Genomic DNA, 25,308 nt, shown 5'->3' with positions numbered 1-25,308 from the left:
CGCCACAGGAGCGGCCCCATGCTCGAAACCGTGGTTTTTTTCTGCGGCGCGGCGGTGATGATCCTGGAGATCGCCGGGGCCCGGGTGCTGGCCCCGTTTCTGGGCACCTCCACCGTGGTCTGGACCGGCCTTATCGGCATCGTCCTGGCCAGCCTGTCTCTGGGCTACTGGCTGGGCGGCCGCCTGGCGGACAGGCGGCCCTCCCCCCGGGCCCTTGGCGGCATCATCCTTCTGGCCGCCCTGAGCACCCTGGCCACGGCCCTGTCCAAGACCCTGCTTCTGGATTTTTTGTCCACCTACGCGGCCCGGCCGCATCTGGCGGTGATTGCGGCCAATCTGCTGCTTTTTGCGCCGCCCAGCATCTTTTTAGGCATGGTCTCGCCCTACGCCATGCGCCTGAAGCTGGCCAGCGTGGGGCAGGCCGGGCGCACCTCGGGCAACCTCTACGCCCTGTCCACGGCGGGCAGCATCCTGGGCACCTTTGCGGCCGGATTCGTACTCATCGCCTATCTGGGCTCCACGACCATCCTGTGCCTGGTGGCCGGGATTTTAGCCGTGGCCTCGTTTCTGGCCTGCCGGGCCGACGCGGCGGGCAAGGCGGCGGCCCTGGTCCTGGTGGTTCTTTGCGGCGCGGGCTCGGCGTCCTACGACCATTGGCTGGCCGACTCGGGGTTTTACGATGTGGACACCCGCTACAACCGCATCCTGGTTTTCGAGAGCCGCGATCCCGCAACGAACGAGCCCACCCGGGTCATGCTCACCCATCCCCGGCATGTGCAGTCGGCCATGTACCTGGAGAGGCCCACGGACCTGGCCCTGACCTTCGCCCGTTTTTTCACCCTGGCCGATTATTTCTCGCCCGGGGCCAGGCGCATGCTGCTTTTGGGCGGCGGGGCCTACAGCTTTCCCCGCCACCTTCTGGCCACGAACCCCGAGGCCGAAATCGACGTGGTGGAACTCGACCCCGGCGTGACGCGGCTGGCCGAGGAGCATTTCGGACTTGTCCCGGACGACAGGCTGCGCATCTTCCATGAGGATGCCCGGACCTTCCTCAACCGCAACACGCACACATACGACGTCATCTTCGGGGATATCTTCAACGCCCACTACGCCGTGCCCTTCCATGTGGTCACCCGGGAGGCGGTGCAGCGCGTCTTCGCCGCCCTCTCCAACGACGGCGTGGTCATCGTGAACATCATCACGGCGATTTCCGGAAAGAAGGGACGGTTTTTGCGGGCGGTGCGGGCCACCTATGCGGACGTCTTTCCCACGGTGGCGCTTTTTCCCCTGGGCAGTCCGAACGATGCCGAGGGCATGCAAAACGTGATGCTGGTGGCGAAAAAAAACGGGCCGCTGCCGGACGCCCTCCCGGCCGACCCGGAGCTGGCCCAGTTCGTCTCCCGCAAGCTTGCCGCGCCCCTGGCGAACGACGTGCCGGTCCTCACGGACGAATTCGCGCCGGTCGAGCGTTACGTTACGGCGTGGTGGTAGGGGTTGGTCCCTTAAGATTCACAATTCGCACGCCCGGGGCTTCGTACCGGGTGAAATGACGATCCGTCGTGTAGATGGTTCGCGCCCCAGACAGCAAAAGTCCTGCAAGAATAAGGCCATCCATAGCTGGAATTCCCAGACCACGACACAGCCTGGCCCCCCGCGAAAGCATCGCCCTGTCGAGCCAGATCACCTCGCAGACCGCATATATGCCTTCACAGAGCGTAAAGTGGTCTTCAATGACCCCTTTGATGCTGAGCCGTTCGAGTTCAAAAATCGTCAGGCAGGAACAAACTGCAGAAACACTGTTTTGCATGACATTGCGCCATGTCTCCACAGGTAGATGATCACCCTTCAATAATTGCAAGAAAAAGCCTGTATCAAATCCGAGCATCGTCGCCGCCTCTCTCGGCGTCATCGCAACGGCCCTCTTCAAGCATCGCATCCGCATTCTCAGCCACGACAACCCGCCCGGCCATGTCCAACACCCGCTGCCCGAATTCTCGGCGGCGAAGTTGGCGTACGTATTCGGAAAAGGCTTCTCCAGCCAGTCGCGACATGGAAATTCCCTGCGCCTCGGCCAACCGGCGTACATCGCGCCCCAGATCGTCCTCCAGGTTCACGGTCAGTCGCATGGCTTCCTCCCTGTGTTATGCACATCAATGCATACTAAGTCGCATAACACCACGGGTCAATGCCCATCCCCCCAAAAAACCGAGGGGGTCCGGGGGGAAATCATTTCCCCCGGGCGGGGTTCGGGGCGGCAGCCCCGTTCAACCGGACGCCCGGAAGCCCCGAATTCTTTCCCCCTAAACATCCAGCTCCAGCCCCACCGGGCAGTGGTCCGACCCATACACGTCGCTTGCGATCCAGGCCCGCCTGACCCTGGGGACCAGTTCCTTGGACACGAAAAAATAGTCGATGCGCCAGCCCACGTTGCGGTCCCTGGCCTTGAATCGGTAGTCCCACCAGGAATAGTGGCCGCCCTCGGTGACGAACATCCGGAAGGTGTCCACATATCCGGCCGCGATGAACCGGTCCAGCCAGGCCCGTTCCACGGGCAGAAACCCGCTGGTTTTTTCGTTGGCCTTGGCGTTTTTCAGGTCCAGGGCGGTGTGGGCGGTGTTGAAGTCGCCGCAGGCCACGATGGGCTTGGTCTGGCGCAGCGTCTCGGCGTGGGTGAGGAAGGCGTCGTAAAAGCGCAGCTTGTAGTCCAGGCGCTCGGGGCCCCGGCCGCCGTTTGGAAAATAGACGTTCAGGAAATGGAAGTCCGGATATTCCAGGTGCAAAAGCCGCCCCTCGCCGTGAAATCCCGCGTCAGGCAACTCCCGGTTAATAGCCAGGGGGTCGGCCTTGTAGAAGCAACCCACGCCGGAATAGCCCTTTTTCGCCGTAGCGCTCAGCCATACGGCGCGGTAGGCCTCGGTATGGCCGAAATCGGCCTCGTGCCCGGGCTGGATCTTGGTCTCCTGAAGCCCCGCCACATCCGCGCCGCTGGCGGCCAGCCAGTCCCAAAAGCCCTTCTGGACCACGGCCCGCAGTCCGTTGACGTTCCAGGAATACAGAATCATGTCAGCCCGCTTTGTCGGCCGTACGGCGGCCGATTCCGGCCCTCACGTCGCTACGTTTCATCTCCAGGAAGGCCCGGGCGCAGGTGGGGCAGAACTGTTTATCCATCTCCCGGGCAATGATGTCCAGGGCCTTTTGCTGGGCCATGCCCTTGCGGTAGGGCCGATCCGAGGTCATGGCGTCGAAGGCGTCGGCTACGGCGATGATCCGCGCCCCCAGGGGAATGTCCTCGCCGCCCAGGCAGGTGGGATAGCCCTCCCCGTCCCAGCGCTCATGATGATACATGATCAGCGGCACCACGGCTTTCAGGGAGGCGATGGGCCGCAGGATCTCCGCGCCGATGACCGCATGCTCCTGGATCTTGGCGTATTCCTCGTCGGTCAGGGCGCCGGGCTTGAGCAGCACCGCATCGCGCACCCCGATCTTACCGATGTCGTGCAGGTTGGCCGCGATCTCCAGGTCGCGCAGGGAATCGTCGGAGAGTCCCATGTACCTGGCCAGACGCAGGGACATGGCCGACACCCGGGCGGTGTGGCCCTTGGTGTATTCGTCGCGGGCCTCCAGGGCCGTGACCAGGGACTTCATGCTCCACAGGACGTGTTCGTATTCGCGTTTGTAGTGGCGATAGCTCTCGGCCAAAAGCTGCTCCACCACCAGGAGCATCTTCTCCACGTCGAAGGGCTTGACGAAATAGCGGCTCACCCCCAGCCGCTCCCCGCGCTTGATGTCGCAGGTGCGGTCCCGGGCGCTCATCATGACCACGAAGACGTTTTGCAATTCCGGGGTCTGGCGCATGGCCTCGCACAGGCCGTAGCCGTTCATGACCGGCATATCCACATCCGTGACCACCACGTCGGGCTTTTCGGCCATGGCCAGGTCCAGGGCCTGTCGGCCGTTCTCGGCCACCAGCACGTTCAGGCCGCTTTTGATGAAACTGTGGCGTAAAAGCTCGCGGATGAGCTTGCTGTCGTCCACCACCAGGATCTTGTTCTGGCGCTTGCGGTGCACGGCGTCCAGGTGGTCGGAAATCTTGTCGGCCAGCATGCGCGGGGTGAAGGACTTGAGCAGATAGTCGTCCGCGCCGCTGTTGAAGGCCGTGTCCACGTCCAGGGGGTCGTCGCTGCTGGAAAGAATGATCACCGGCATGTAGCCGCCGGCGCTGGATTCCTTCAGGCGGCGGCACAGTTCCAGGCCGTCCATACCCGGGAGCTGGACGCTGGTCAGCACCAGTTCGAAGGCCGCCCCCGCGCACAGGGACAGGGCCTCGGCGGCGTCCAGGGCGTGGCGCAACTCATAGCCGCCGGGGGCCAGGGCGGCCCGGACCACATGGAACAGGGTCTTGCCGGGATCGACAAAGAGAATCTGTCCCCGGCGACTTTTCGTGACGCCGTCGGCCGCAGACCCGGTCCGGACAGACTCGGCCAGGCTCTCGAGGACATCTCCCAGGTTCTCCCGGCGCACGAAGACCGAATCCCCGCTGGAACTCCTCTCGGTCGGCTCCCGGGGCGAGGTGCGCAGCACCAGGACGGCCGGGGAAAGCCCCTGTCGCGCGGCCTGGGCCCGGACATAGGCGGCCACCTCAGCCTGGGAATGCTGGTGATACTCGTCCTGGAGCAACACGACATCCGGCTCGAAGGAGGTCATGGCCTCGACCACGCCCTCCCGATCCGGCTCGACAAACCGGTAGTCCAGGCCACGCGGAAAATAGAACTTGGAAAGAAAGGTTCGGTACAGCAGGATGTCGATAACGTTGAGAATTTTCATGCCGTCCGCCGGATGTGAAACGGTTCCGCGGCCAAAGCCATGCACCGACAACCTCGTGTCGGGTCAGAGCGTCTCAAGGGTCGCTATCACGCCATCGTGACAGTCCGGTTTCACCTGGATGCGGACGTATCCCCCCAGGGACAACGGCCCCGGGTTGACGACCACGGTTTTCCCGATGAGGTCCATGCCCCGGGATTCGTGGATATGCCCGGTGACGCACAGCGCGGGCTGCACCCGGACGAGAAATTCGCGCACGGCCGGGCTGCCGACGTGGACGCCCGAGGGCAAAAGGTCCGTGGCCGTGCCGTAGGGGGGGGTATGCACCACCGCCACCAGCCGATCATAGCCCCGGGCCAGGGTGTGGGTCTCCTCGATCCAGCGGGAAAGCCCGTCCTCGGAAATCTCGCTGGGGGTGCCAAAGGGCGTGGGGGTGGACCAGCCGATGCCCATGAGCCCGAGGCCCGGGGCCAGTTCCACCACCCGGCGATGGATGTTTATACCTTCGGCCGTGAGCCAGTCGTCGATTTCCTGATAATCCATGTTGCCGATCTGGGCGTGGACGCATGGATTGACGGCGAGCACGGCCTCGATGACCCGCTTCCCTTCCGGCCGATCCCCCCGTATGGTCAGGTCGCCGGTGACGATGACCCCGTCGGCCCGGGAGATGTCCGGGATATGGGCCAGGTTGGCCACGTCGCCATGAATATCGCCAACGGCGATGAAAAACCGCTCCCCGTCCGGCATGCGCGCCTCCGAATCCGGCTGGGGAGAAAACCTCCCACGCCGCGTCGTGCTGTGATCATGGATGAAAACCGTCGCGTCGCACCGACTATGAAACCCTTGCACAAACTTTTCAAGTCATGAATCCCGCCGCGTCTCAAAAAAAAGCCCTGCGCGCCCGGCTCCTGTCGCAACGCGGCAGCCTGGACCCAGCCACCGTGCGCCAGGACTCGGCCATGGCCGCGCGCCGCCTTCTGGACGATCCCCGACTGGGTGCGCCGCATTGCGTGCTGTTGTATCTGCCGGTAAAAAACGAACCCGACACCCGGGACATGTTTGCGGAGCTTTCCCGCCGGGGAACCACGGTCCTTCTGCCCCGCTGCCGCGACGGCGAAGCTGGGGAACTGGACCTGTACGGCGTGGATGATCTGGCCCAGGTCTGCCCCGGCCGCTTCGGCATCCTGGAGCCCGACCCCGGGCGATGCCGCCCGGCCCTCGACATGCCGCCCGAGGTGGCCGTGGTCCCGGGAGTGGCCTTCGACCGCCGGGGATTCCGCCTGGGATTCGGCGGCGGCTATTACGACCGGCTGTTTGCCCGGCCGGAGATGGCCCGGACCCTGCGCATCGGCCTGGCCTACGATTTCCAGGTCGTGGACCGGCTCCCCGCCGAAGCCTGGGACAAGCCCATGCACGCCCTGTGCACCCCCAAGGAGATGACATGGATCAGCCCGTAGCCGCCATCGCCTTCCGCTTTCCCTCGGTTCCCGGGGTGCGCGTAGCCTTCGGCATGCGCACTGCGATCCCGGCCAACGCCCCGGCCACTGCATGTGGCGACCCCTTCGCCGGGGGCAACATCTCCTACCGGGTGGGCGACGACCCGGATCGGGTGACGAAAACCAGGCAGGCCTTTCGCGACCTGCTGGATTTCTCTTCCTGGCATGCCCTCAAGCAGGTGCATGGCGCGGACATGGTCTTTGACCCGCAGGCCGACACCCTGCGCCAGCCGAGCCCCCGGGAGGCCGACGGGCAGGCCACCTCGCTCCCCGGGGCGGCCCTTATCGTCAAGACCGCCGACTGCCAGCCGATCCTTGTGGCCCACGCCTCGGGGAGGTATGTGGCCGCGCTGCATGTGGGCTGGAGGGGAAACGTGATGGATTTCCCGGGGTCCGGGGTGGCGGCCTTTTGCGCCCGCTACGGGCTGTCCCCGGCCGACTGCCTGGCCGTGCGCGGCCCGAGCCTTGGCCCGGCGGCGGCGCAGTTCGTAAACTTCGAGGCGGAGTTCGGGCCACGTTTTGCGGCCTATTACGATGCGGCGTCCCGAACCGTGGACCTGTGGCGGCTGACCCGGGACCAGCTCGCGGCGGCGGGGCTTAAGCCCGAAAACATCTTCGGCGTGGAGATCTGCACGTTTACGTCGCCCCACTTTTTTTCCTACCGCCGAGCACGCACCTCGGGACGGCAGGCATCCTTCATCTGGATCGAGCGTTAGGCCTCATCGGCAGACGGCCAGGGCTCAGGCCGCCGTCGTCAGGTCGGCCAGGGCCGAAGCGATGTCCGGAAAATCAAAGGAAAAGCCAAGGGCCAAAAGACGTGTCGGTACAACCCGCAGGCTGGCCAAAAGCGCGGCGTCGGCCATCTCGCCCAAGGCCAGGCGCAAGGCGAAGGCCGGAACGCGCAGGACCGTGGGACGCCCCAGGGCCTTGCCCAGGGCGGCGGCGAACTCCCCGTTTGTGACCACGCCCGGCGCGACCAGATGAAACGGCCCCATGGCCTCGGACCGCGTGAGGAGAAAGGCGATGGCCCGGACCTCGTCGTGAAGATGAATCCAGGGAAACCAGGCCTTGCCGTCGCCCACCGGCCCCCCCAGGCCCAGACGGAACGGCGGCAGCATGCGGGCCAGGGCTCCGCCGCCTGCCCCCAGGACCACCCCCGTGCGCACAATCACCCGGCGCACCCCCATGTCTTCCACATCGCGGGTGCTCTGTTCCCACTTGACCGCCGTCTCGGCCAGAAAACCCGTGCCCGGGAGCGAGGTTTCCTCAAGCACCTGCCCGCCCCGGTCGCCATAATACCCCACGGCCGAGGCCTGCACCACCACCCGGGGCTTGACCGCAGCCTTGGCCACAGCCTTGGCCACAGCCTGGACCACGGCGGACCCGGCGGCCATGCGGCTCTCCACGATGTCGCGCTTTCGTTGGGCGTTCCAGCGCCCGGCGGCGATGTTCTCCCCGGCCAGATTGACGATGGCCGCATCCTCGGCCAATTCCCCCCATCCCCGGGCGGTCATGCCGTCCCAGACCGCATAGTCCACCCGGCCGCCACCCGTTGTGGGTACGGCCGGACGCGGGCGTCTGGTGAGGATGGTGACGTCATGCCCTGAAGCGGTCAGGACATGGGTCAGGGCCGTGCCGATAAACCCCGTTCCTCCGGCAATGATGACGCGCATGGCGGCTCCTTTGAAAAATCCGGATTGACCATGCCGAAGATAGCGGAAAGACGATGTCTCCGGCAACCACCATACGCGGCGTGCCCCAAAAGATCGGTCGGCGAAGACCCGCCGAAGGGGAATCAGTAGGTGAAATCCAGGCGGTAGCGGACCTTGGGAATGACCTCGAAGGACCAAAAAAACAGTGTATTGCGCCAAAACGCCGACACGTCGCCGCGCAAAAGCGAGATGCCAAGGACCAGGACATAGGACTCGCCCCGCTTGAGCACGTCCCAGGGCCCCAGGTCCATGGCCACCTCGCCAAAGGCCTGACGCAGCACATCGGCCAAATTCGTCCCGGAGGCCAGGGGAACGACCGGAGCGGCCGGTTCGTTCGGGGCGGACCCGGCCCGGCCCGGGCGTTGCGCCGGAGCGGGCTCCACAACATAGCCGTCGCCGGTCTTGCGCACCACGGCCAGGCGGCCGGTCTCCGTCACCTGATGGTCCCACAGGTAGTCGCTTTTTTCCGACAACCGGGCCTCCATGCGCAGGGCCAGGATGCCGCCTTCGGCAAATACCGCTTCCAACGGCGTCAGATCGGGGATGGCCAGGCCGAAACGGACCAGGATCTTTCCGTCATGGTTGTTGAGGACAAGGTTGCTCAAATCCAGGGAGGCGGCGGCCAGGGGCGAAGCTCCCACGACGGCAAGGACCGCCGACAGGCAGCCGACCACCAGGGCGTGGCGCACGCCCGCCCAAAATCCCTGGAAACAAGACCGCATCCCTGACTCCGCCTTTTGTCTCGTGTGCTGTGAACCCGTACCACCCTGCCGCAGCCAGCCGACAGCGCTTTGACAATGCTTCTTCCCCGAGGATACACCACGACTCGCCATTCACAAAATGCAAAACCCGGACCTGGAAAGACCGCTGTGAAACCGTTGCGCTTTCTTTTCGTCGGCCAAGCCAAGGCCCCGTTTTTCCGGCAGGCCGAGGACCACTACCTCGACGCCGTCGGCCATAGTATCGCCACCGTTCGGGTGGTGGTCAAGGACGCCCGCTCGGGAAATCCAGACGACCGGAAAAAGGCCGAGGGCAAGGCCGTGCTGGAACGTCTGGGGGCCAGGGATTTCCCCGTGGTCCTGGACGGACGCGGAAAAATGTACGATTCCCCGGCCCTGGCCGCGCGCCTGGGAGTCCTGGTGGAGGATCCCGGCCGGGCCCCCTGCTTCATCGTGGGCGGGGCGTACGGCCTGCCGGATGAGGTGCTGGCCCGGGCCGGGGAAGTCGTAAGCCTGGGGCCCGGCACCCTGCCCCACGAACTGGCCCGGGTGGTGCTTCTGGAACAGGTCTACCGGGCCATGGCCATTTTGCGCGGCGCGCCCTATCATCACTGAAAAAACCGGCCGCCCCCCGGCCAAGGAGTTCCCATGCTCGACCCGGCCTATCTGAAAAAAATCGAGGCCTACATCACAAGCGGCGACCTGGCCTTCGACTTCGAAAACGGCGACGAAGACCGCAAGGGACTGATCCTGGATTTCCTGGAACAGCTCATGGACCTGGCGGAACTGGCCGACGAAACGGCCACTCAGCTCATCTTCAAGGGCAGCGCCCTGGAGGCGTTTTTGAGGACAAACAGCGACAAATAGCGGGTTTTCCCAAGCACCTCATAGGCGGACCCGGCGTGTTGCGTCCACCCCGCCGAGGCGATGGCCACGGGATCGTCGGCCGGGCGGTCGCCGGTCATGGCCAGCACCGCCACAGGCCGTCCCAGATCCCCCAGGTGCGTCGCGACAAAGGCCAGAAATTTCGGCCAGGGAAGAAAGGCCCGGGACAGGCACAGGACCAGGCCCGGGCGATCCGGGGACACAAGCCGCCCCGGGGCCTCCTCGGCCCGGCCGGAAAAGACCGTGGTCCGGGGCAGGGACAGACGGGCCAGGGCCTCGGCCAAAAACACGGCGCGTTTGGCCCGCACCTCGATCAGGACGTAGTCCCCGCGTGGCCACAGGATGCGCAGGGGGATTCCCGGCAGTCCCGCCCCGGCCCCGAAATCCAGGCAAAGCGGCGCCCCCCCCGCCGTGTCGAGAAGCCCGGCCACGGGCGGCGATTCGAGGAAGGCGGCCAGATGCAGGCTGTCGATCGCCAGATCGTCCAGAATCTCCGTCCAACGGATGTGCCCCACCAGATTGACCCGGCGGTTCCAGGCCGTGAGCACCTCCAGGTAGGCGGCCAGGGACGCGGCCTGATCGGCAGAGACGGCCTGGCCCTGGGCGGCCAGCCGCGTCCGGACGGCGTCGACGGTGATGGGTTGGGCGGTTTTGGTCATGGGGGGCGTATCCTTTGGCGGCCGTGGCCGCGTGGCGGATGTACCCCGGGACGGGCGATTTGAAAAGACGCCGCCCCGGGGGAGCCATACCCGGGGCGGTTGCGATGATCCCGGCCAGGAAACAGGGATCGTGCGGATTATGGCTGGAGGTATTTCCGGTTGACATCCTTGAGTTTTTTCTCAAGCGCCGGGCACTGTCCGAGCGGCAGTCCGAGCTTGACCATCTTCGGGATGACGTTTTTGCACAGACAATCGAAAAACTGCCGCCGCACCTCGGCTGGCTTTCCGGAAACCTCCTTCCAGTCCGCATGGCCAAGCGTCTTCACGCACTCCGAGACTGCGAACCGAAAGGCCCCCTTGACGGAAAGATGGTTCAACCCGGGATGCAGCTTCCCGACTTCCTTGGCCAATTCATCAATCTTTTGCTCCTGCCTGTCCACCCCTGTCATACTCATGAGACACCTCCAACAAACGACGGTTCAACATTCAAGCGGCAAAACAGATGCCTTTGGGAAAATTCCGGAGGAAGTCGTCACGACCTCCCCCGGATTGCGTCGCAGATGTACAGTCTGGTCAATTCCCGTCAATCGCGTTTTCGCGATGCACACAGCCGGTTCTTTCAATAACGCTGCCTGATCGATTGCATTTCTCTTTGGCAAGGCTGTCGTGCTGCGTAGGGAGCCCCCGCTAGAAAACCAGCACCGCATCGGCCTCGATGGCTGCGATGTTCAAGGCCCCGCCCGCCGTGACTTCCGCCTTCTCGATCAGATCGGACTCGTCGATGTTGCGTTCGGCGATGCAGGGTTTGCAGACCTTGATCTCGCCGCCCTGGGCGAGGAAGTCCTCCATCAGTTTTTTCAGCGGCGGAAATCCCCCGCCGGCGAGCATGTGGTTCACGAAGCCCTTCTGGGCCAGGTAGACGCCGTTGGCCTGCAGAATCACCGTGGCCTTGATGTCCATGGCCAGGGCCGCATTGCCCAGGACAAAGGGCAGATGCGCCTTTTCAGGATGATCGTTGGCATGGGTTCCGATGTAGAGAATTTTCTCCTGCTTTTCCGACATGATCGTTCCTTCCTTGTGGTTATCAGTTGGTGGCCGAGGCTTCGTCGCCAGCCAGGATGGAGGACAAATCCACGACATTGGCGCCCGACCTGGCCAGGTTGTTGAGGCAGATCGGGCACATGGTCACAATCTGTTCGCCAGTGGCGTCGAGCTTTTGCACGCGCTTCGAACCGATCCGGGAGGACAGCTTGGGGGAGATGGATTCGGCAGGCCCGCCGCAGCAACTGGTGAACATCCCGCTTTCCCGCACGTCCACGCATTCGTAGCCGATTTCTCCCAGAATCCGGCGCGGGGCGTTCGAGAGTTCCAGGTAGCGGCCGTAGAAACACGGATCGTGCAAGGTGAGTTTTTTTCCTGCGCCACTGGCGCGAAGGTGCAGGGCTTCGAAATAGGTGCTGACCTCAAAAGACGCCCCGACGTATTTCGGGTACAGAACCTTCAGGGCATACGTCGTGTGGGGGTCCGTGGTGATGATCTTTCTCACCCCGGCCTTTTGCAGCTTTTCGGCCACGATGCGGGCATGGCGGACGAAGTTTTCCTGGTCGCCCAGGTCATAGAGCAGGATGCCGCTGTATTCGTCGAGGTCCGGGCGATAGCCGAAACGCGTTCCGGAGGCCCGCAAGACCTTGACGATGTTGCGCAGATGCCTGTCCGCCTTGCTTTTTTCGGCCGCCGGAGTGAGCATGGCCAGGCCCAGTCCGGACAGGGAGCTCGGAAAAAACCTGGCGTATTTGAGATAGGGCGTCCATTTCGTGTCCTCGTACCGTTCCAATTGCCTGGTGGCGGTCTCGATGTAGGGGACGAACTGGTACATAAGGCCCGTAAAAAGCAGGGTCTCCTCGTCCTGCCGCAGCCCTTCCGTCTTCCACCACCCGTTGACCATACCCTTGGGCACGCCGAAGGGGCTCATGGTCTTTCGGACGTTTCCGGCCAGAACCTCGATAATGTCTCTGGGATTGTACATCAGGACTTCCTCCAGGCGGCCGTCACAAACCGCTTGAGCGTCAAAATGACCTCGCCGGGGTTTGCCCCGCGCGGGCAGGTCTGGGTGCACAGGCCGCAGTGCAGGCAGCGCCACAGCTCCTGGGCCTGTTCCAAAATCCGATCCTGGGCGCCGATCTGCACGTAGCGAATCATTTTTCGCGGAAAATGCTCGGAAATCAGTGGGCATATCGCCGCACATGTCCCGCAGTTGAAGCAGGCCGAGCCGAGGTCCGCGCTCAACGGTTCAAGGCGCTTGATGAATTCCGGGTTGACTCCGGTCATGACGTTTCTCCTTCCCTGACACATTCGGTCTCGGAACAGGTCCTAAAAACCGCGTTAGGCTTCCTGGGCCTGCGCCGCCTCGGCAGCCAACGCGTAGCGGTAAAAGCTGCCGTCCTTCTCCGCCTCCACGACCTCGCCGAACTTTTTCAGGCTGGCCACCATCCACAGCGCCGCGTCCGGGGCAAGTCCCGTGGCTTCGGCGATTTCCGGGACCGTGGCGCTTGCGGCCGCCAGACGTTCCATGACGGCCTTTCGGGCCTTCTTGTTCTCCCGGGCCAGGGCCGCGGCCCCGGCGATCCAGTCCTTGCGTTCGGCCCGCAGGGCCTTCAATATTTCCTTGGAAACAGGCGTATCGGATATGTTGTGACTCATGGGATTGCTCCTTGTTCGCTCATGCGCCGACCGTTTCGGGGACCGCGCCCGAATCCTCGCACACGGCATCGGAGACGATCATGTCCACCATTGCCTCGTACTGGGCGAGGGTCCATCCGTTGATGTCGATGGCGTTTTCGGGGCACACGGCCACGCACGCGCCGCAGCCCAGGCACAGGGCCGGGGTCACCCGGGCCCGGGTGACCGGCTTGCCGTCGAGGTCCATGGTCTCCAGGGCGATGGCCCCCGGATTCAGGCAGGCCTCGACGCAGGCCCCGGTCCCTGTGCAGCGGCGCACATCGACCTCGGCCACGAAGGGGTCGAGCTCCACATAGCCCTTGCTCAAAAGCGACACGGCCTTGACGGCGGCGGCCGAGGCCGCGTTGCAGGTCTCGCCCGCATCCATGGGGGCCTGGCAGGTTCCGGCCAGGAAGATGCCGGCGATGGGCAATTCCACCGGGCGCAGCTTGGGATGGGTTTCCAGGAGAAACCGATCCGCCCCCACCGGCAGCTTGAGCATCTCCACCAGATCGGCCACGGGCCCGGGCTCCATGCCCGTGGCCAAAACGACCAGATCCACGGGCACCTCCAACTCCTCGCCAAAGGTCAACTGGTCCGTGACCGTCACCTTCAGGGGATGGCTGCTGCCCGGCGCGCCGCGCTGCACCACCGGCGCCTGGTCGGCGCCAAAACGCATGAACACCACCCGGTTGCCCGAGGCCTTGGCGTACAGCTCCTCCTGGCCCCGGCCATAGGTCCGGATGTCCCGATACAGCTCGTAGACGCTGGTCTGCGGACAGGCCTCGCGGATGGCGTTGGCCGTGTTGATGGCCGAGGTGCAGCAGACCCGGGAACAGTGCTCATTGAGGTGGCCGTGCTCGTCCTCCTCATGAATGCCGGGAATCTGGCGGCTGCCCACGCAATGGATAAGCGCCATGCTGCGGATGGGTCGGCCGTCGAGGACCAGCGTGCCGCCGCGTTGTTCTTCAAGGCCGCCGATCTTTTGGATCAGATCCGGCAGGGTGACCACTTCCGTGTTCTCGCCGTACCCGTATTCACCGGGCCGGGGGGTGTAGGAGGCGAATCCCGTGGCCAGGACGACCACCCCGGTTTGCAGGGTGACCTGCGCCCTGTCCGGGGACGGGGGAACCAGGACGCCCTTGCCCGGGACATACCCCCCGGGCCAGGTCTGGCCGTCCGGTGCGCTGGCCCCGGGAAGCGGTGAGACTTCCAGGGAAAAGTTGCCGACATACCCCCCAAAGGACGTCACGGCGGACCCGGCGTGGACGGTGATGTCCGGGTTGTCCAGAACCCGCCCGGCCAACGTGGACACCAGGTGGGCGGCGTCCTCTCCGGTGGGGGCCAGCCGGACAAGCCGGGACACGCCGCCGCCCAGATAGGGGGTCTTTTCCACCAGGGCCACCCGCACCCCCATGGCCGCCAGATCCAGGGCCGCACGCATGCCCGCGATGCCGCCGCCGATGACCACGGCATGGCGCAGGGCCGTAACCCGGATGGGCTCCAGGGGGATCAGGGTGCGGGCCTTGCCCGTGGCCGCCGCGATCAGGCGGCTGGCCTTGTCCGTGGCCGCCTGGCCGTGATGCACCCAACTGACCTGTTCGCGGATGTTGGCGTGCTCGTATTGGTAGGGATTTCCCCCGGCCCGGGCGATGGCCGAGCGAAAGGTCGATTCGTGCAGGCTCGGGGCGCAGGAGGCCACCACCACCCGGTTGATGCGGCCCTGGCGCAGATCCTCCATGATGAGTTCCTGGCCCGGGTCCGAACACATGAACATGTTGGTCCTGGCCACGGCGACGCCCGGCGTCTTCTCCATGCGCTCCCGGACCTTCTCCACATCCACATGATCAGAGATGTTCCCGCCGCAGTAGCAGATGTACACCCCGACCTTGGCCTGTTCCCCGGAGTCCGGGGTTTTTGCGCGTTCTGGCTCACTCATGGGCCGACTCCTTGTTGGCCGCTCCCGGGGCCTTTCCCGAAAGCGCGGTCAGATACTTCGCGGCCTCCATCGCCGCCGCACCGGCCTCGGTGATGGTGTCCACGATATCCTTGGGACCGGCCGCCACACCGGCCACGAAAACGCCGTCCATGTCGGTCACGGCAGGCGACATCTTGGGCAGAACGGACTGGATGAAGCCGTCCGGCCCAAGGCCCACGGGACAGACCCCTCCGGGGGCAAAGCCGGGCAGCACGCCCATGGACAGCACCACCAGGTCATGGTCCCTGGAGGTCGCGCCCTCGCCCGTCTGGTCCTCGTAGCGCACGGTCACCGCGCCGCCCTGGCCCGCGTCCAGGGACGCGACCTTGGCCTTGACGAATTCGATGCCCATGGCCTTGGCGTTTTGATAAAACTGCTCGTAGTTTTTCCCGAAGGCCCGGATGTCCATATAATAGATGGTGATATCCGCCAGGGGCAGGGATCCGGACAGCAGCATGGCCTGCTTGACGGCGTACATGCAGCAAAACCGCGAGCAATAGGGGACGCCCATGCTCGCATCCCGGGAACCGGCGCACTGCACGTAGGCGATGGAGTCGGGGATCATGCCGTCCGAGGGACGCAGCACCCTGCCGTAGGGGCCATGGGGAGCGAGCAGGCGCTCCATCTGCAAGGAATCGATGACGTTGGGGATGTCCCCATTGCCGTACTGCGGCTTGCCCGTCACAGACGACAACTCGTATCCAGTGGCCAGGATGGCCGTTTTGGCCTGAATCGCCAGCGGTTCGGGCTTTTGGTCGTAGCGGATGGCCTTGGTGGGACAGACGTCGGCGCATTTTCCGCACAACATGCAGTGTTCCACATCCAGAAGCGCCTTTTGCGGAATGGCGTTGGAAAACGGAATACGGATGGCTTTGCGCCCGGAAAATCCCCCCTGCTCGGCATCGGGAACCAGAACTGGGCAGTTGTATTCGCACTTCCGGCAGCCGATACACTTGTCGATGTCCACGTATCTCGGCCGCTGGATCATCGAAACAGACACGCCTGCCGCGTTTTTCTCAACCCGTTGCACGTCGCAACAGGTATAGAGCGTGATATTATCATGGTGCGCCGCCGCCGCCATCTTCGGCGTGGTGATGCAACTGGCGCAGTCAAGTGTCGGAAAAACCTTCGAAAGACGGATCATTTTCCCCCCGATGGAGGCGTCTTTCTCTACCACAGCCGTCTTGTATCCCTGACCGGCCAGATCCAGGGCCGATTGCAGTCCGGCGATTCCGCCGCCGATGACCACGGCGTCAAATACAGCGTTCTTCGATGAGTCCATGTGTTGCCCCCGAACACGCGCGTGACTCGCGGTAGCGGCCACGCGCGTCTTTTAAATGTCCGTCCGATTCCCTATTGCGCCTGAACCGGCGGGTTCAATTCGTGGACGATCTGATTCATTTGATTGACTTCGTTGAGAAAGGCCCTGTTGCACACGGTACAGATCGCGGTCAGGCGCAGCCTGCGGATATCCAGGCCTTCCTCCTTCATGAGTTCGTAGACGCGGTCCAACCGCTTGGCCATGGCCTTGTACGCCCCCTCGTAGGGGCATTCCTCGCCGCAGGACATGATGATGATGCCGCCGATCCCCTTTCTGAAGCAATCAAGGTAGAACTTCTCGGGAAACAACACCGGGGCCTTTACCTTGAGGACGTAGACATTGGCGGGATACGAGGCGTGGGCCTGTCCCACCGAGTCCGCTCCGGGGTATGCGCAGCTTTCCGTGGCGAGAAGAAGAATCTTGTCCTGCGCCTTCGCGCATGTCTGGCTCCCCATGACCGCCTCGCTTACTTCTTTCTGCGAATAAAATGCTTGTCGTAGCCTTCCGCCGCGACCATCCCCAGGTATTCGTGGCCGACCTTCCCGGCCCAGGCCGGAATGTCCGTCCGGGTTCCCGAGTCGTTGGAATAGATCTCCAGCACCTCGCCCACCTTGACCTTGCCGATCCCCTTCTTGGCTTCGAGAAGGGGGCCGGGGCAGGCGCTTCCCCGGGCGTCCGAGGTGTTGGCGATCTGGATGGAGGAAAGATCGAGATCAGACATGATGCTGCTCCTTGTTTGAGGATTCTTTTCCATGACAATGAAATATCCACAGCCGCATTTTCTGCTTTCATTTCCAAGGCCCATGCACACAAAGTCATGATGTATGCGTCGCAAGTCATCGACAACCGACTGATCTTCGCACACGATTTCAATGGATTCTCCCGGCGACATCTTCTCCATGACGGACCCGACTTCAAGAATGACAAGCGGGGTAATGGAATTTCGAAGATCGAACCGGATCATGTCATATACCATGTTTGTGCTCTTCGTGTGGACCAACAGTTATCTCTCCCATAGCCAGGAGCGTGCCAACCTGACACCCTTGGGACATGACGTGCCGTTTATATGCTAACACCATTTAATAACTTATCTTTTTCATGACTGTGCCATCTGTCTGTGAGTGACGTGGCCACTTTTCCTTGTCCTGGGACTGTTCATGTGTTATGTTTGAGAACAGTCAGACCGTTAAAAAACTGAACAGGACGTTGCCATGCTCACCCAAGGCCTCGACGAATATTGGCGCACGGTGGTGAACACCATCCAGGACGGGGTGATGATTGTGGACACCCAGGGGCGGATTGTTTCCGTCAACACCGCCCTGGAGGAGATCACGGGCTATGCGCGCCAGGAACTTGTGGGGTCGTCATGCACGATCATCAACTGCACTTCCTGCGAACTGGCCCGCGACAGTGAAGGCTGCCACTGGTGCGTGATGTTTCAAAAAGGGGAACTGCGACGACAGCGATGCGCCATTTCCCGCAAAGATGGCTCCGTCATCCATATCGTCAAGAACGCATCGGTGCTGAAAGACGCTTCCGGTATGGTCATCGGGGCGGTGGAAACCATGACCGACGTGACCGATCTGCTGGAGAAGGAAACGCAGATCGAGACCTATCGCCGGGAACTGTTGGCGGAAGACACGTTCCATGGCCTCATCGGCCGTTCGCCCGCCATGTTCCAGGTCTACGACATGATATCCAACGCCGCGCAATCGGATGCGCCGGTCATCATCTACGGCGAGAGCGGGACCGGAAAGGAGCTGGCGGCCATTGCCGTCCACAAGGCAGGCGCCCGCGGCGGCAAGCCGTTTATCAAGGTGAATTGCGCCGCGCTCAACGAGTCGCTTTTGGAGAGCGAACTGTTCGGACATGTGAAAGGGGCTTATACCGGGGCGCACCGGAATCGGACGGGACGCTTCGAAGTGGCGGCCGATGGCGACATCTTCCTGGACGAGATCGGCGACATGCCGCTGAGCACCCAGGTCAAACTCCTGCGCGTGCTGGAGGACAGGGTCATCGAACGTGTGGGGGATAACCAGCCCATCCCGGTCCAGGCCAGGATCATCTCGGCCACCAACCGGGATCTGCCGACGCTGGTCGGCCAGGGGGCCTTTCGGCGGGATTTCTATTACCGCATCAACGTCATCCCCATCAAAATGCCCCCCCTGCGCGCCCGCAAGGAGGACATTCCGCTTTTGGCCGAGGCATTTTTCCGGCGCATCAAGCTGAAATACGAGAAAAAAAACATCCAGGGCATCGCCCGCGAGACCATGGACGTTTTGATGCGCTATCCCTGGCCGGGGAATGTTCGGGAACTCAAGAGCGCCTTTGAATATGCCTTCATCGCCTGTCGGGGCGATGTCCTGGAGCCCAATGACCTGCCGGGCGACATCGCCCAGGAGACGGCCGCGCCGTCGACGCCGCCCCTCTCCGCCGTCGGCGACCTGGACGCCATCCGCAAAGAACGCTTGGTGGCGGCCCTGCGCGCCTCCGGGGGCAACCAATCCGAGGCCGCACGGCAGCTTGGCATCTCCAGGACCACCATCTGGAGCCAGATCAAACGCTTCGGCATAACCGAACCCTGATCCCGGCGGACGCCGGTCGCCGTCCCAGGGAACTCCACGAAAAAAAAGACGCCCCCCGCCCGGCCAAAGGCCGCCGGGAACGGGGGGCGCCGCGTTTTCGCGGTCCGGGACGGGGCTACATGTCCCGGGTCAGGTCCATCTTGCGGATCTCGGCCCTTTTGATCTTGCCGCTGATGGTCTTGGGCAGCTCGGGCACGAACTCCACGATGCGCGGATATTTATACGGCGCGGTCACGGTCTTCACATGGTTTTGCAGTTCCTTGGCCAGCTCGTCGGACGGCTCGTAGCCCGACGACAACACCACCGTGGCCTTCACCGCCTGGCCGCGCACGGGGTCCGGCACGCCGGTCACCGCCGCCTCGATCACGGCCGGATGGGTGATCAGCGCGCTCTCCACCTCGAAGGGGCCGATGCGGTAGCCGCTGCTTTTGATCAGGTCGTCAATGCGGCCCAAGAACCAGAAATAGCCGTCCTCGTCCATCCAGGCCTTGTCGCCGGTATAATACACCCCGTCGTGCATGACGTTCGCCGTCTTCTCCGGCTCGTCCAGATAGCCGGTGAAAAGGCCCAGGTTCCTGCCCGGGGCCAGCTTCAGGCAGATCTCCCCTTCCACCCCCGGGGGGCACGGCTCGCCGTGCTCGTCCAAAAGGATCAGATCCCAGCCCGGCGTGGGGCGGCCGATGGACCCGGGCTTGGGGGTCATAAACGGGAAGGTGGCCAGTTGCAGACAGGTTTCGGTCTGGCCGTAGCCTTCATAGATGGGCATGCCCGTGGCCGTTTTCCAGGCGTGAAACACGCTGTCGTTTAACAGTTCGCCCGCCGTGGTGCAGTGGCGCAGGTGCGAGAGATCCCACTTGGACAGATCCTCGCGGATGAGGAAGCGGTAGACCGTGGGAGGGGCGCAAAAGGAGCTGACCTTGTTGGCGGACACCACGTCCAACAGTTCGGCCGGGACGAACTTGCCCCGAAAATCCCACACGAAAACCACGGCCCCGGCCATCCACTGGCCGAAGAACTTGCCCCACACGGCCTTGCCCCAGCCCGTATCGGCCAGGGTCAGGTGGATGTCCCCGGGAGAAAGATCGTGCCAGTACACGCCGGTGACGAAATGGCCCATGGGGTAGGCGTTGGTATGCACCACCATCTTGGGCATGCCCGTGGTGCCGGACGAGAAAAAAATCAGCAGCGGATCGTCGCGCTTCGGGGATTCGGGAGTACGCGGAAAGTCCGTGGCCGCCGTCTTGCCGATCTCCGCATAGGAGGCCCAGCCCTCGGGCAAGGGCGCAGGGCCCACCTGGATGAGCACCGTAAGGCCCGGGCAGGCCCCACGGGCGGTCTCGACCCGGGACACGACGGAATCCTCGGCGATGACCGCCTTGATCTTGGCGTAATTGACCCGGAATTCGATGTCGTGGGGGGTCAGGAGGTTGGGCGAGGGCACGGGCACGGCCCCGATCTTGGCCAGGGCCAGAAAGGTCACCCACCATTCCACCCGGCGGTACAGGATGACCATGATCCGGTCGCCCCTTTTAATGCCGAGCGTGGCGAAGGCGTTGGCCATCCGGCTGGACTCGCGGCTGAAATAGGCCATGTCGTAGTCGCGCCGGGTTCCCTTGGGGCCGATGTGGATCATGGCCCCACGGGCGGGATCGGCGGCGGCCACGGCATCCACGAAATCAAAGGCGAAGTTGTAGTCTTCCGGGACGTCCAGGGAGAACGTTTCCAGGAACTCCTTGTAGGAGGTCGGGGACAGTTTTTTGGGGATATTCACGTCGGGCTCCGTTTCGGTATTGGGCGGGCCTTCGGCCCGGATCACGCCGCTTACTTAGATGATCACATCCAGGAACTCGGCCTCCTGGCCGTCCAGACCGCGCATGGCGTGGGGAGTGCGGGAATCGAAATACAGACAGTCCCCCGGCTCCATGACCACGACGTCGCTGCCCAGCCGAATCTCCAGACGCCCCCGCAGCATGTAGACGAATTCCTGGCCCAGGTGCCGGTTGCTCTCGAGGTCGGACTCGGGCTTGGGCGGAACCGTGACCAGAAAGGGCTCCATGGCGGGTTTGCGGAACCGGTAGGCCAGGCTCAGGTACTTGTAGGCCTTGCGCCGGTCCACGGACAGGCCATGTCCGGCCCGGACCAGGGAATAGGCATGCAGGTGGGCCTCGCCGCCGGTCAGAAGATTGGTCAGGTCCACGTTGCAGACCTGGGCGACCTTGTAGAGGTAGCTGACCGGAATCTCGCGGTTTCCGGATTCGTAGGCCAGGACGTCTGCGACATCCACACCGGTTTTTTCGGCCAGGGCCTCGGGGGAAAACCCCATGACCTCGCGAATGCCGCCTAGTCGCATGGCGATGTCCTTGACCGGACCCACTTCCTCGTTCATGGCCGCACCTCGTGGCAAGCTGGATGGTTGGCGAAATAGCGAAATGATCGCGAAAGAGAGGTTCTTTCTTTTTCTGAATATTTTTCCCTTGTCAAAGGGAAATCGGCGAAAAACGAAAGGAAGCGGCAAAAAGGGACTGGAATCCCGGCGAAATATCCTGTACCGGAACCCGGGCGTACGTTCCCATCACAATCATGACCACGAGGTGCCGCATGAATGACAAAAAGCTTGGAGAACGCATCCGGGCCTTCCGGGAGTTGCAGGACTTAAGCCGGGAGGAGATGGCCGAGCGCACGGGCCTTAGCCTGGAATTTCTCACCTCCCTCGAAGAGGACGACATCACGCCCTCCCTGGGGCCGCTGCTCAAGGTCTCCCGGGCCTTGGGCGTGCGTCTGGGCACCTTCATGGACGGCGAGGCAGGCAGCGACTGCTGCCTGGTGCGGTGTACGGATCTGGGCGGAGGCGACGAGGTGGTTCTGCACACGGGAGCGGCCAAGAAGGGCGAAGGGCTGACCTTCCACTCCCTGGGCGCGGGCAAGTCCGACCGCCACATGGAGCCGTTTTTCATCGAGATGCAGCCCGGGGCCGAAGGGTGCGACACCTCCCTGTCCTCCCATGAGGGCGAAGAGTTCATCGTGGTGGTTTCCGGCCAGGTCGAGGTGGTCATGGCCAGGGAGACCCATGTCCTGAGCCCCGGCGACAGCATCTACTTCAATTCCATCGTGCCCCACCATGTGGGCTGTGCGGGAACGGAACCGGCCCAGATCTACGCCGTTCTGTATTTCCCGGAATAGAGGACGCCGATCATGTCCGACGACACTCCCTTGTTCGATCTGACCATGGGCCAGCTTCTGGCCAAAACCGCGGCGGCGAACCCGGACACCGAGGCCGTGGTCTATGTGGATCGTGATTTCCGCCTGACGTACTCCCAGTTCGACAAGCTCACCGACGACCTGGCCAAGGGGCTCATGGCCCTGGGCGTGCAGAAAGGCGAGAAGGTGGCCGTATGGGCCACCAACGTGCCCTACTGGGTGGCCTTGCAGTTCGCCACGGCCAAGATGGGCGCCATCCTGCTCACGGTCAACACCAACTACAAAAGAAACGAGCTCAAGTACCTGCTCACCAACTCCGAGTGCGAGAACATCTTCATCATCGACGGCTTTCGCGACTCGGACTACATCCAGATCCTCTACGATCTGGCCCCGGAACTGCGCAGCATGGAACGCGGGCGTATCAAAAGCACCACCTTCCCGCACTTGAAACGCGTCTTCTTCCTGGGCCCTGAAAAACACCGCGGCATGTACAACATCCCCGAGGTGCTGGGCATGGCGCGCATGGTCACGGACGAGGAGTACGCCGAGCGCCAGGCCACCCTGCATCCCGACGACGTGGTGAATATGCAGTACACCTCGGGCACCACGGGCTTTCCCAAGGGGGTCATGCTCACCCACAAAAGCGTGGTCAACAACGGCTACTGGATCGGGCAGCGGCAACGCTTCTCGCCCAAGGACCGGTTGTGCCTGACCGTGCCGCTGTTCCATTGCTTCGGGTGCGTCCTGGGGGTCATGGCCTGCGTCAACCACGGGGTGACCATGGTCATCGTGGAGGCGTTCAACCCGGTGTCGGTCATGTCCTCCATCGACCAGGAGCGGTGTACGGCGGTCTACGGCGTGCCCACCATGTTCATCGCCATGCTCGAACACAAGCTCTTTAAAAAGTTCGACTTCTCCTGCCTGCGCACGGGCATCATGGCCGGTTCCCCCTGCCCCATCCAGGTCATGCGCCAGGTCATGGATCTCATGTACATGAAGGAAATCACCATCTGCTACGGCCTGACCGAGAACTCCCCGGTCATGACCCAGACCACCCCCGACGATCCCCTGCACTACCGGGTGGAGTCCGTGGGCAAGGCCCTACCGCACATCGAGGTCTGCGTGCGCGACCCCGAAACCGGCCTGGAAGTGCCGCACGGGGTGCAGGGCGAGGTCTGCTGCCGGGGCTATTCGCTGATGAAGGGCTACTACAACAACCCCGAGGCCACGGCCAAGGCCATCACCCCTGACGGCTGGCTTCGCTCCGGCGACCTGGGAACCATGGACGAGAACGGCTACCTGGCCATCACCGGACGCCTCAAGGACATGATCATCCGGGGCGGCGAGAACATCTACCCCCGGGAGATCGAGGAATTCCTCTACACCCTGGAGGGCGTCTCCGACGTGCAGGTGGCGGGCGTGCCCAGCCGCAAGTACGGCGAGGAGGTGGGGGCCTTCATCATCCTGAAAAAGGGCGTGACCATGGCCCCCGAGGACGTGCGCGACTACTGCCGGGGCCAGATCGCCTGGCACAAAATCCCCAAATACGTGGCCTTCGTGGACAGCTATCCCATCACCGCCAGCGGAAAGATCCAGAAGTACAAACTGCGCGAACTGGCTGGCGAGATGTTCCCCGAGGCCATGAACTAACACTCGCAGACCCGGCCGCAGGCCCGCCTGCGGCCGGGACAACCCCCCGCCCCGCCCGGTCCGCCGGGCCGGGACGCCCAAAAACCGGGAGCGTGGCCTTTCATGTTTTCCATCATCCTTTTATGCGTCTTTTTCGCCTTCATGATCGGGGTCGGCGTGTGGGGCATGCGCCGCACCTCGTCCCTAAACGACTTTTTCCTGGGCGGACGCAGCATCGGTCCCTGGGTGTCGGCCGTGGCCTACGGCACGACGTATTTTTCCGCCGTGCTCTTTATCGGATTCGCCGGAAAGCTCGGCTGGGCCTATGGTCTCAACGCCCTGTGGATCGCCGCCGGCAACGCCGTGTTCGGGTCGCTTATGGCCTGGCTGATTCTGGGCAAACGCACCCGGCGCATGACCAAGAACCTCGACGTGATGACCATGCCGGAGTTTCTGCAGGAGCGTTACGACGGGAAATATTTAAAAATCATCAGCGCGCTTATCATTTTCGTGTTCCTGCTCCCCTATTCCGCCTCGGTCTTCAAGGGCCTGGGGTATCTGTTCGAGGCCAATTTCAACATCTCCTTCGACACGGCCTTACTTATCATGATCGGCATCACCGGGCTGTACCTGGTGCTCGGCGGCTATTTCGCCATCGCCTTCACGGATTTCATCCAGGGCATCATCATGATATTCGGGTCCATCGTCATGGTCTACCTGCTGGTGCAAAAGGGCGGCGGTCTTTCCGAGGTGCTCTCCACCATCCCGGGCAAACACCTCCTGCACATGCCGCTTGAAAAACAACCCGGCACGCTGCTTCTGTGCGCCCTGGTGTTCATGACCTCGTTCGGAACCTGGGGCCTGCCCCAGATGGTGCAGAAGTTCTATGCCGTCAAGGACGAGTCGGTCATCGTCAAGGCCGCCTGGGCCACCTGCGTCTTTGCCCTGATCATCGGGTTTGCAGCCTATTTCACCGGGTCAATGACGCACCTTTTCTACGACGCCCCTCCCCTGACCGCCTCCGGCGCGGCGGACTTCGACCGCTTCATCCCGGACATGCTCAAGACGAACCTTCCGGAAGCCCTCATGGCGCTGATCCTGCTCCTGGTGCTCTCGGCCTCCATGTCCACCCTGTCCTCCCTGGTCCTGGTCTCGGCCTCGGCCGTGGCCATCGACCTGTACAAGGGCCACATCAACCCCGAGGTCTCCAACAAGGCCTCGGTTCGCCTCATCCGCCTGCTTTCGGCGCTTTTCATCGTCATCTCCTACGTCATCGCCAGGTACGACTTCGACATCATCATCACGCTGATGTCCCTGTCCTGGGGCGCGGTGGCCGGGGCCTTCATGGCCCCCTACATCTACGGCCTGTTCTGGAAAGGCGCCACCAAGGCCGGGGTCAAGGCGGGCATGGCCACGGGGCTTGTGGTCAACATCACGCTCTTTTTCATCCTGGGCCCGGCCAAGTCCCCCATCGCCTCGAGCGCGGCCATGATCGCGCCCTTTGCGGTCGTCCCCCTGGTGAGCCTTTTTACCCGTCCGCCAAGCGAGAGGACCATCGCCCAGGCCTTCGGCGCCAAAGGATAATCC

The 25,308-nt window shown here is 63.2% G+C and carries 28 protein-coding genes; 9 read left to right on the top strand and 19 right to left on the bottom strand.

Annotated elements, in window-relative coordinates:
- Positions 1-18: 18 nt before the first annotated feature.
- Positions 19-1,491 carry a fused MFS/spermidine synthase gene (locus GD606_RS02450; RefSeq protein WP_163301000.1) on the top strand — a complete coding sequence of 491 codons (1,473 nt, stop codon included), beginning with the start codon at positions 19-21 and terminating at the stop codon, positions 1,489-1,491.
- On the opposite strand, the gene GD606_RS02445 is transcribed toward GD606_RS02450, so the two are convergent.
- The 5 genes from GD606_RS02445 to GD606_RS02425 all read right to left on the bottom strand — a co-directional run bounded on the left by GD606_RS02445 (position 1,475) and on the right by GD606_RS02425 (position 5,568).
- A complete protein-coding gene (locus GD606_RS02445) occupies positions 1,475-1,885 on the bottom strand; it encodes a type II toxin-antitoxin system VapC family toxin (RefSeq protein WP_163300999.1) in 411 nt (136 codons plus the stop codon). The genes GD606_RS02450 and GD606_RS02445 overlap by 17 nt on opposite strands.
- Positions 1,872-2,126, bottom strand: a complete 255-nt coding sequence (locus GD606_RS02440) for a hypothetical protein (protein ID WP_163300998.1) — start codon at positions 2,124-2,126, stop codon at positions 1,872-1,874. The genes GD606_RS02445 and GD606_RS02440 overlap by 14 nt, the downstream gene beginning before the upstream one ends.
- A gap of 174 nt (positions 2,127-2,300) precedes the next feature.
- Positions 2,301-3,062: an exodeoxyribonuclease III gene (locus GD606_RS02435; protein WP_163300997.1), complete on the bottom strand. Its 762-nt coding sequence runs from the start codon at positions 3,060-3,062 to the stop codon at positions 2,301-2,303.
- Position 3,063: 1 nt separating this feature from the next.
- The gene (locus GD606_RS02430; protein WP_163300996.1) at positions 3,064-4,824 is read right to left on the bottom strand and encodes a response regulator; all 1,761 of its coding nucleotides are present in this window, start codon (positions 4,822-4,824) and stop codon (positions 3,064-3,066) included.
- 63 nt (positions 4,825-4,887) lie between these two features.
- Entirely contained in the window at positions 4,888-5,568 is a 681-nt protein-coding gene (locus GD606_RS02425) for a metallophosphoesterase (RefSeq protein ID WP_163300995.1), read from the bottom strand.
- Positions 5,569-5,684: 116 nt separating this feature from the next.
- Between GD606_RS02425 and GD606_RS02420 the strand changes: the two genes are divergently transcribed.
- A complete protein-coding gene (locus GD606_RS02420; RefSeq protein ID WP_163300994.1) occupies positions 5,685-6,278 on the top strand; it encodes a 5-formyltetrahydrofolate cyclo-ligase in 594 nt (197 codons plus the stop codon).
- A complete protein-coding gene (locus GD606_RS02415) occupies positions 6,263-7,033 on the top strand; it encodes a purine nucleoside phosphorylase YfiH/LACC1 family protein (protein ID WP_163300993.1) in 771 nt (256 codons plus the stop codon). Before GD606_RS02420 ends, GD606_RS02415 begins: the two co-directional genes overlap by 16 nt.
- 24 nt (positions 7,034-7,057) lie before the next feature.
- Here GD606_RS02415 and GD606_RS02410 read toward each other — a convergent pair whose 3' ends face one another.
- Both GD606_RS02410 and GD606_RS02405 read right to left on the bottom strand, forming a co-directional pair.
- Positions 7,058-7,990, bottom strand: coding sequence for a TIGR01777 family oxidoreductase (locus GD606_RS02410; RefSeq protein WP_163300992.1), 933 nt, complete (start codon positions 7,988-7,990; stop codon positions 7,058-7,060).
- A 122-nt stretch (positions 7,991-8,112) separates the two neighbouring features.
- Complete coding sequence (locus tag GD606_RS02405; protein WP_163300991.1) at positions 8,113-8,751, bottom strand: DUF4390 domain-containing protein; 639 nt, start codon at positions 8,749-8,751, stop codon at positions 8,113-8,115.
- A 147-nt stretch (positions 8,752-8,898) separates the two neighbouring features.
- On the opposite strand from GD606_RS02405, the gene GD606_RS02400 reads away from it, so the two are divergent.
- A complete protein-coding gene (locus GD606_RS02400; RefSeq protein ID WP_163300990.1) occupies positions 8,899-9,363 on the top strand; it encodes a 23S rRNA (pseudouridine(1915)-N(3))-methyltransferase RlmH in 465 nt (154 codons plus the stop codon).
- A gap of 33 nt (positions 9,364-9,396) precedes the next feature.
- Entirely contained in the window at positions 9,397-9,615 is a 219-nt protein-coding gene (locus GD606_RS02395; protein WP_163300989.1) for a hypothetical protein, read from the top strand.
- On the opposite strand, the gene GD606_RS02390 is transcribed toward GD606_RS02395, so the two are convergent.
- From GD606_RS02390 to GD606_RS02345, 10 genes are all read right to left on the bottom strand, one after another.
- Positions 9,555-10,292: a 16S rRNA (guanine(527)-N(7))-methyltransferase RsmG gene (locus GD606_RS02390; RefSeq protein ID WP_163300988.1), complete on the bottom strand. Its 738-nt coding sequence runs from the start codon at positions 10,290-10,292 to the stop codon at positions 9,555-9,557. The two genes, GD606_RS02395 and GD606_RS02390, sit on opposite strands and share 61 nt — an antisense overlap.
- 137 nt (positions 10,293-10,429) lie before the next feature.
- Complete coding sequence (locus tag GD606_RS02385) at positions 10,430-10,747, bottom strand: hypothetical protein (protein ID WP_163300987.1); 318 nt, start codon at positions 10,745-10,747, stop codon at positions 10,430-10,432.
- Between the two features lie 232 nt (positions 10,748-10,979).
- Complete coding sequence (locus GD606_RS02380; protein WP_163300986.1) at positions 10,980-11,354, bottom strand: DsrE family protein; 375 nt, start codon at positions 11,352-11,354, stop codon at positions 10,980-10,982.
- 22 nt (positions 11,355-11,376) lie between these two features.
- Complete coding sequence (locus tag GD606_RS02375; RefSeq protein ID WP_163300985.1) at positions 11,377-12,318, bottom strand: (Fe-S)-binding protein; 942 nt, start codon at positions 12,316-12,318, stop codon at positions 11,377-11,379.
- A complete protein-coding gene (locus GD606_RS02370; protein WP_163300984.1) occupies positions 12,318-12,620 on the bottom strand; it encodes a 4Fe-4S dicluster domain-containing protein in 303 nt (100 codons plus the stop codon). The genes GD606_RS02375 and GD606_RS02370 overlap by 1 nt, the downstream gene beginning before the upstream one ends.
- A 54-nt stretch (positions 12,621-12,674) precedes the next feature.
- On the bottom strand, positions 12,675-12,992 hold the full coding sequence (locus GD606_RS02365; protein ID WP_163300983.1) for a helix-turn-helix domain-containing protein: 318 nt from the start codon (positions 12,990-12,992) through the stop codon (positions 12,675-12,677).
- Positions 12,993-13,011: 19 nt separating this feature from the next.
- Positions 13,012-14,949, bottom strand: coding sequence for a CoB--CoM heterodisulfide reductase iron-sulfur subunit A family protein (locus GD606_RS02360; protein ID WP_163300982.1), 1,938 nt, complete (start codon positions 14,947-14,949; stop codon positions 13,012-13,014).
- Positions 14,942-16,270, bottom strand: coding sequence for a CoB--CoM heterodisulfide reductase iron-sulfur subunit A family protein (locus GD606_RS02355; protein ID WP_163300981.1), 1,329 nt, complete (start codon positions 16,268-16,270; stop codon positions 14,942-14,944). Before GD606_RS02355 ends, GD606_RS02360 begins: the two co-directional genes overlap by 8 nt.
- 71 nt (positions 16,271-16,341) lie before the next feature.
- Positions 16,342-16,764 (bottom strand): hydrogenase iron-sulfur subunit, encoded by a 423-nt coding sequence (locus tag GD606_RS02350; protein ID WP_163300980.1) that lies wholly within the window; start codon positions 16,762-16,764, stop codon positions 16,342-16,344.
- Between the two features lie 11 nt (positions 16,765-16,775).
- On the bottom strand, positions 16,776-17,030 hold the full coding sequence (locus GD606_RS02345; protein ID WP_163300979.1) for a sulfurtransferase TusA family protein: 255 nt from the start codon (positions 17,028-17,030) through the stop codon (positions 16,776-16,778).
- A gap of 490 nt (positions 17,031-17,520) precedes the next feature.
- On the opposite strand from GD606_RS02345, the gene GD606_RS02340 reads away from it, so the two are divergent.
- Positions 17,521-18,894 (top strand): sigma-54 interaction domain-containing protein, encoded by a 1,374-nt coding sequence (locus GD606_RS02340; RefSeq protein WP_163300978.1) that lies wholly within the window; start codon positions 17,521-17,523, stop codon positions 18,892-18,894.
- Between the two features lie 115 nt (positions 18,895-19,009).
- On the opposite strand, the gene GD606_RS02335 is transcribed toward GD606_RS02340, so the two are convergent.
- Entirely contained in the window at positions 19,010-20,665 is a 1,656-nt protein-coding gene (locus tag GD606_RS02335; protein WP_374190873.1) for an AMP-binding protein, read from the bottom strand.
- Positions 20,666-20,719: 54 nt separating this feature from the next.
- On the bottom strand, positions 20,720-21,280 hold the full coding sequence (locus tag GD606_RS02330; RefSeq protein WP_163300977.1) for a helix-turn-helix domain-containing protein: 561 nt from the start codon (positions 21,278-21,280) through the stop codon (positions 20,720-20,722).
- Between the two features lie 212 nt (positions 21,281-21,492).
- Between GD606_RS02330 and GD606_RS02325 the strand changes: the two genes are divergently transcribed.
- The 3 genes from GD606_RS02325 to GD606_RS02315 all read left to right on the top strand — a co-directional run bounded on the left by GD606_RS02325 (position 21,493) and on the right by GD606_RS02315 (position 25,305).
- Positions 21,493-22,074, top strand: a complete 582-nt coding sequence (locus tag GD606_RS02325) for a helix-turn-helix domain-containing protein (protein WP_163300976.1) — start codon at positions 21,493-21,495, stop codon at positions 22,072-22,074.
- A gap of 12 nt (positions 22,075-22,086) precedes the next feature.
- Complete coding sequence (locus tag GD606_RS02320) at positions 22,087-23,742, top strand: AMP-binding protein (RefSeq protein ID WP_163300975.1); 1,656 nt, start codon at positions 22,087-22,089, stop codon at positions 23,740-23,742.
- 102 nt (positions 23,743-23,844) lie between these two features.
- Entirely contained in the window at positions 23,845-25,305 is a 1,461-nt protein-coding gene (locus GD606_RS02315; protein WP_163300974.1) for a sodium:solute symporter family protein, read from the top strand.
- Positions 25,306-25,308 lie beyond the last annotated feature (3 nt).

Source organism: Desulfolutivibrio sulfodismutans DSM 3696 (genome assembly GCF_013376455.1).
Lineage (GTDB): Bacteria > Desulfobacterota > Desulfovibrionia > Desulfovibrionales > Desulfovibrionaceae > Desulfolutivibrio > Desulfolutivibrio sulfodismutans.
The sequence above is the reverse complement of the archived record's forward strand: the minus strand, read 5'-3'. Positions and strand labels throughout refer to the sequence as shown.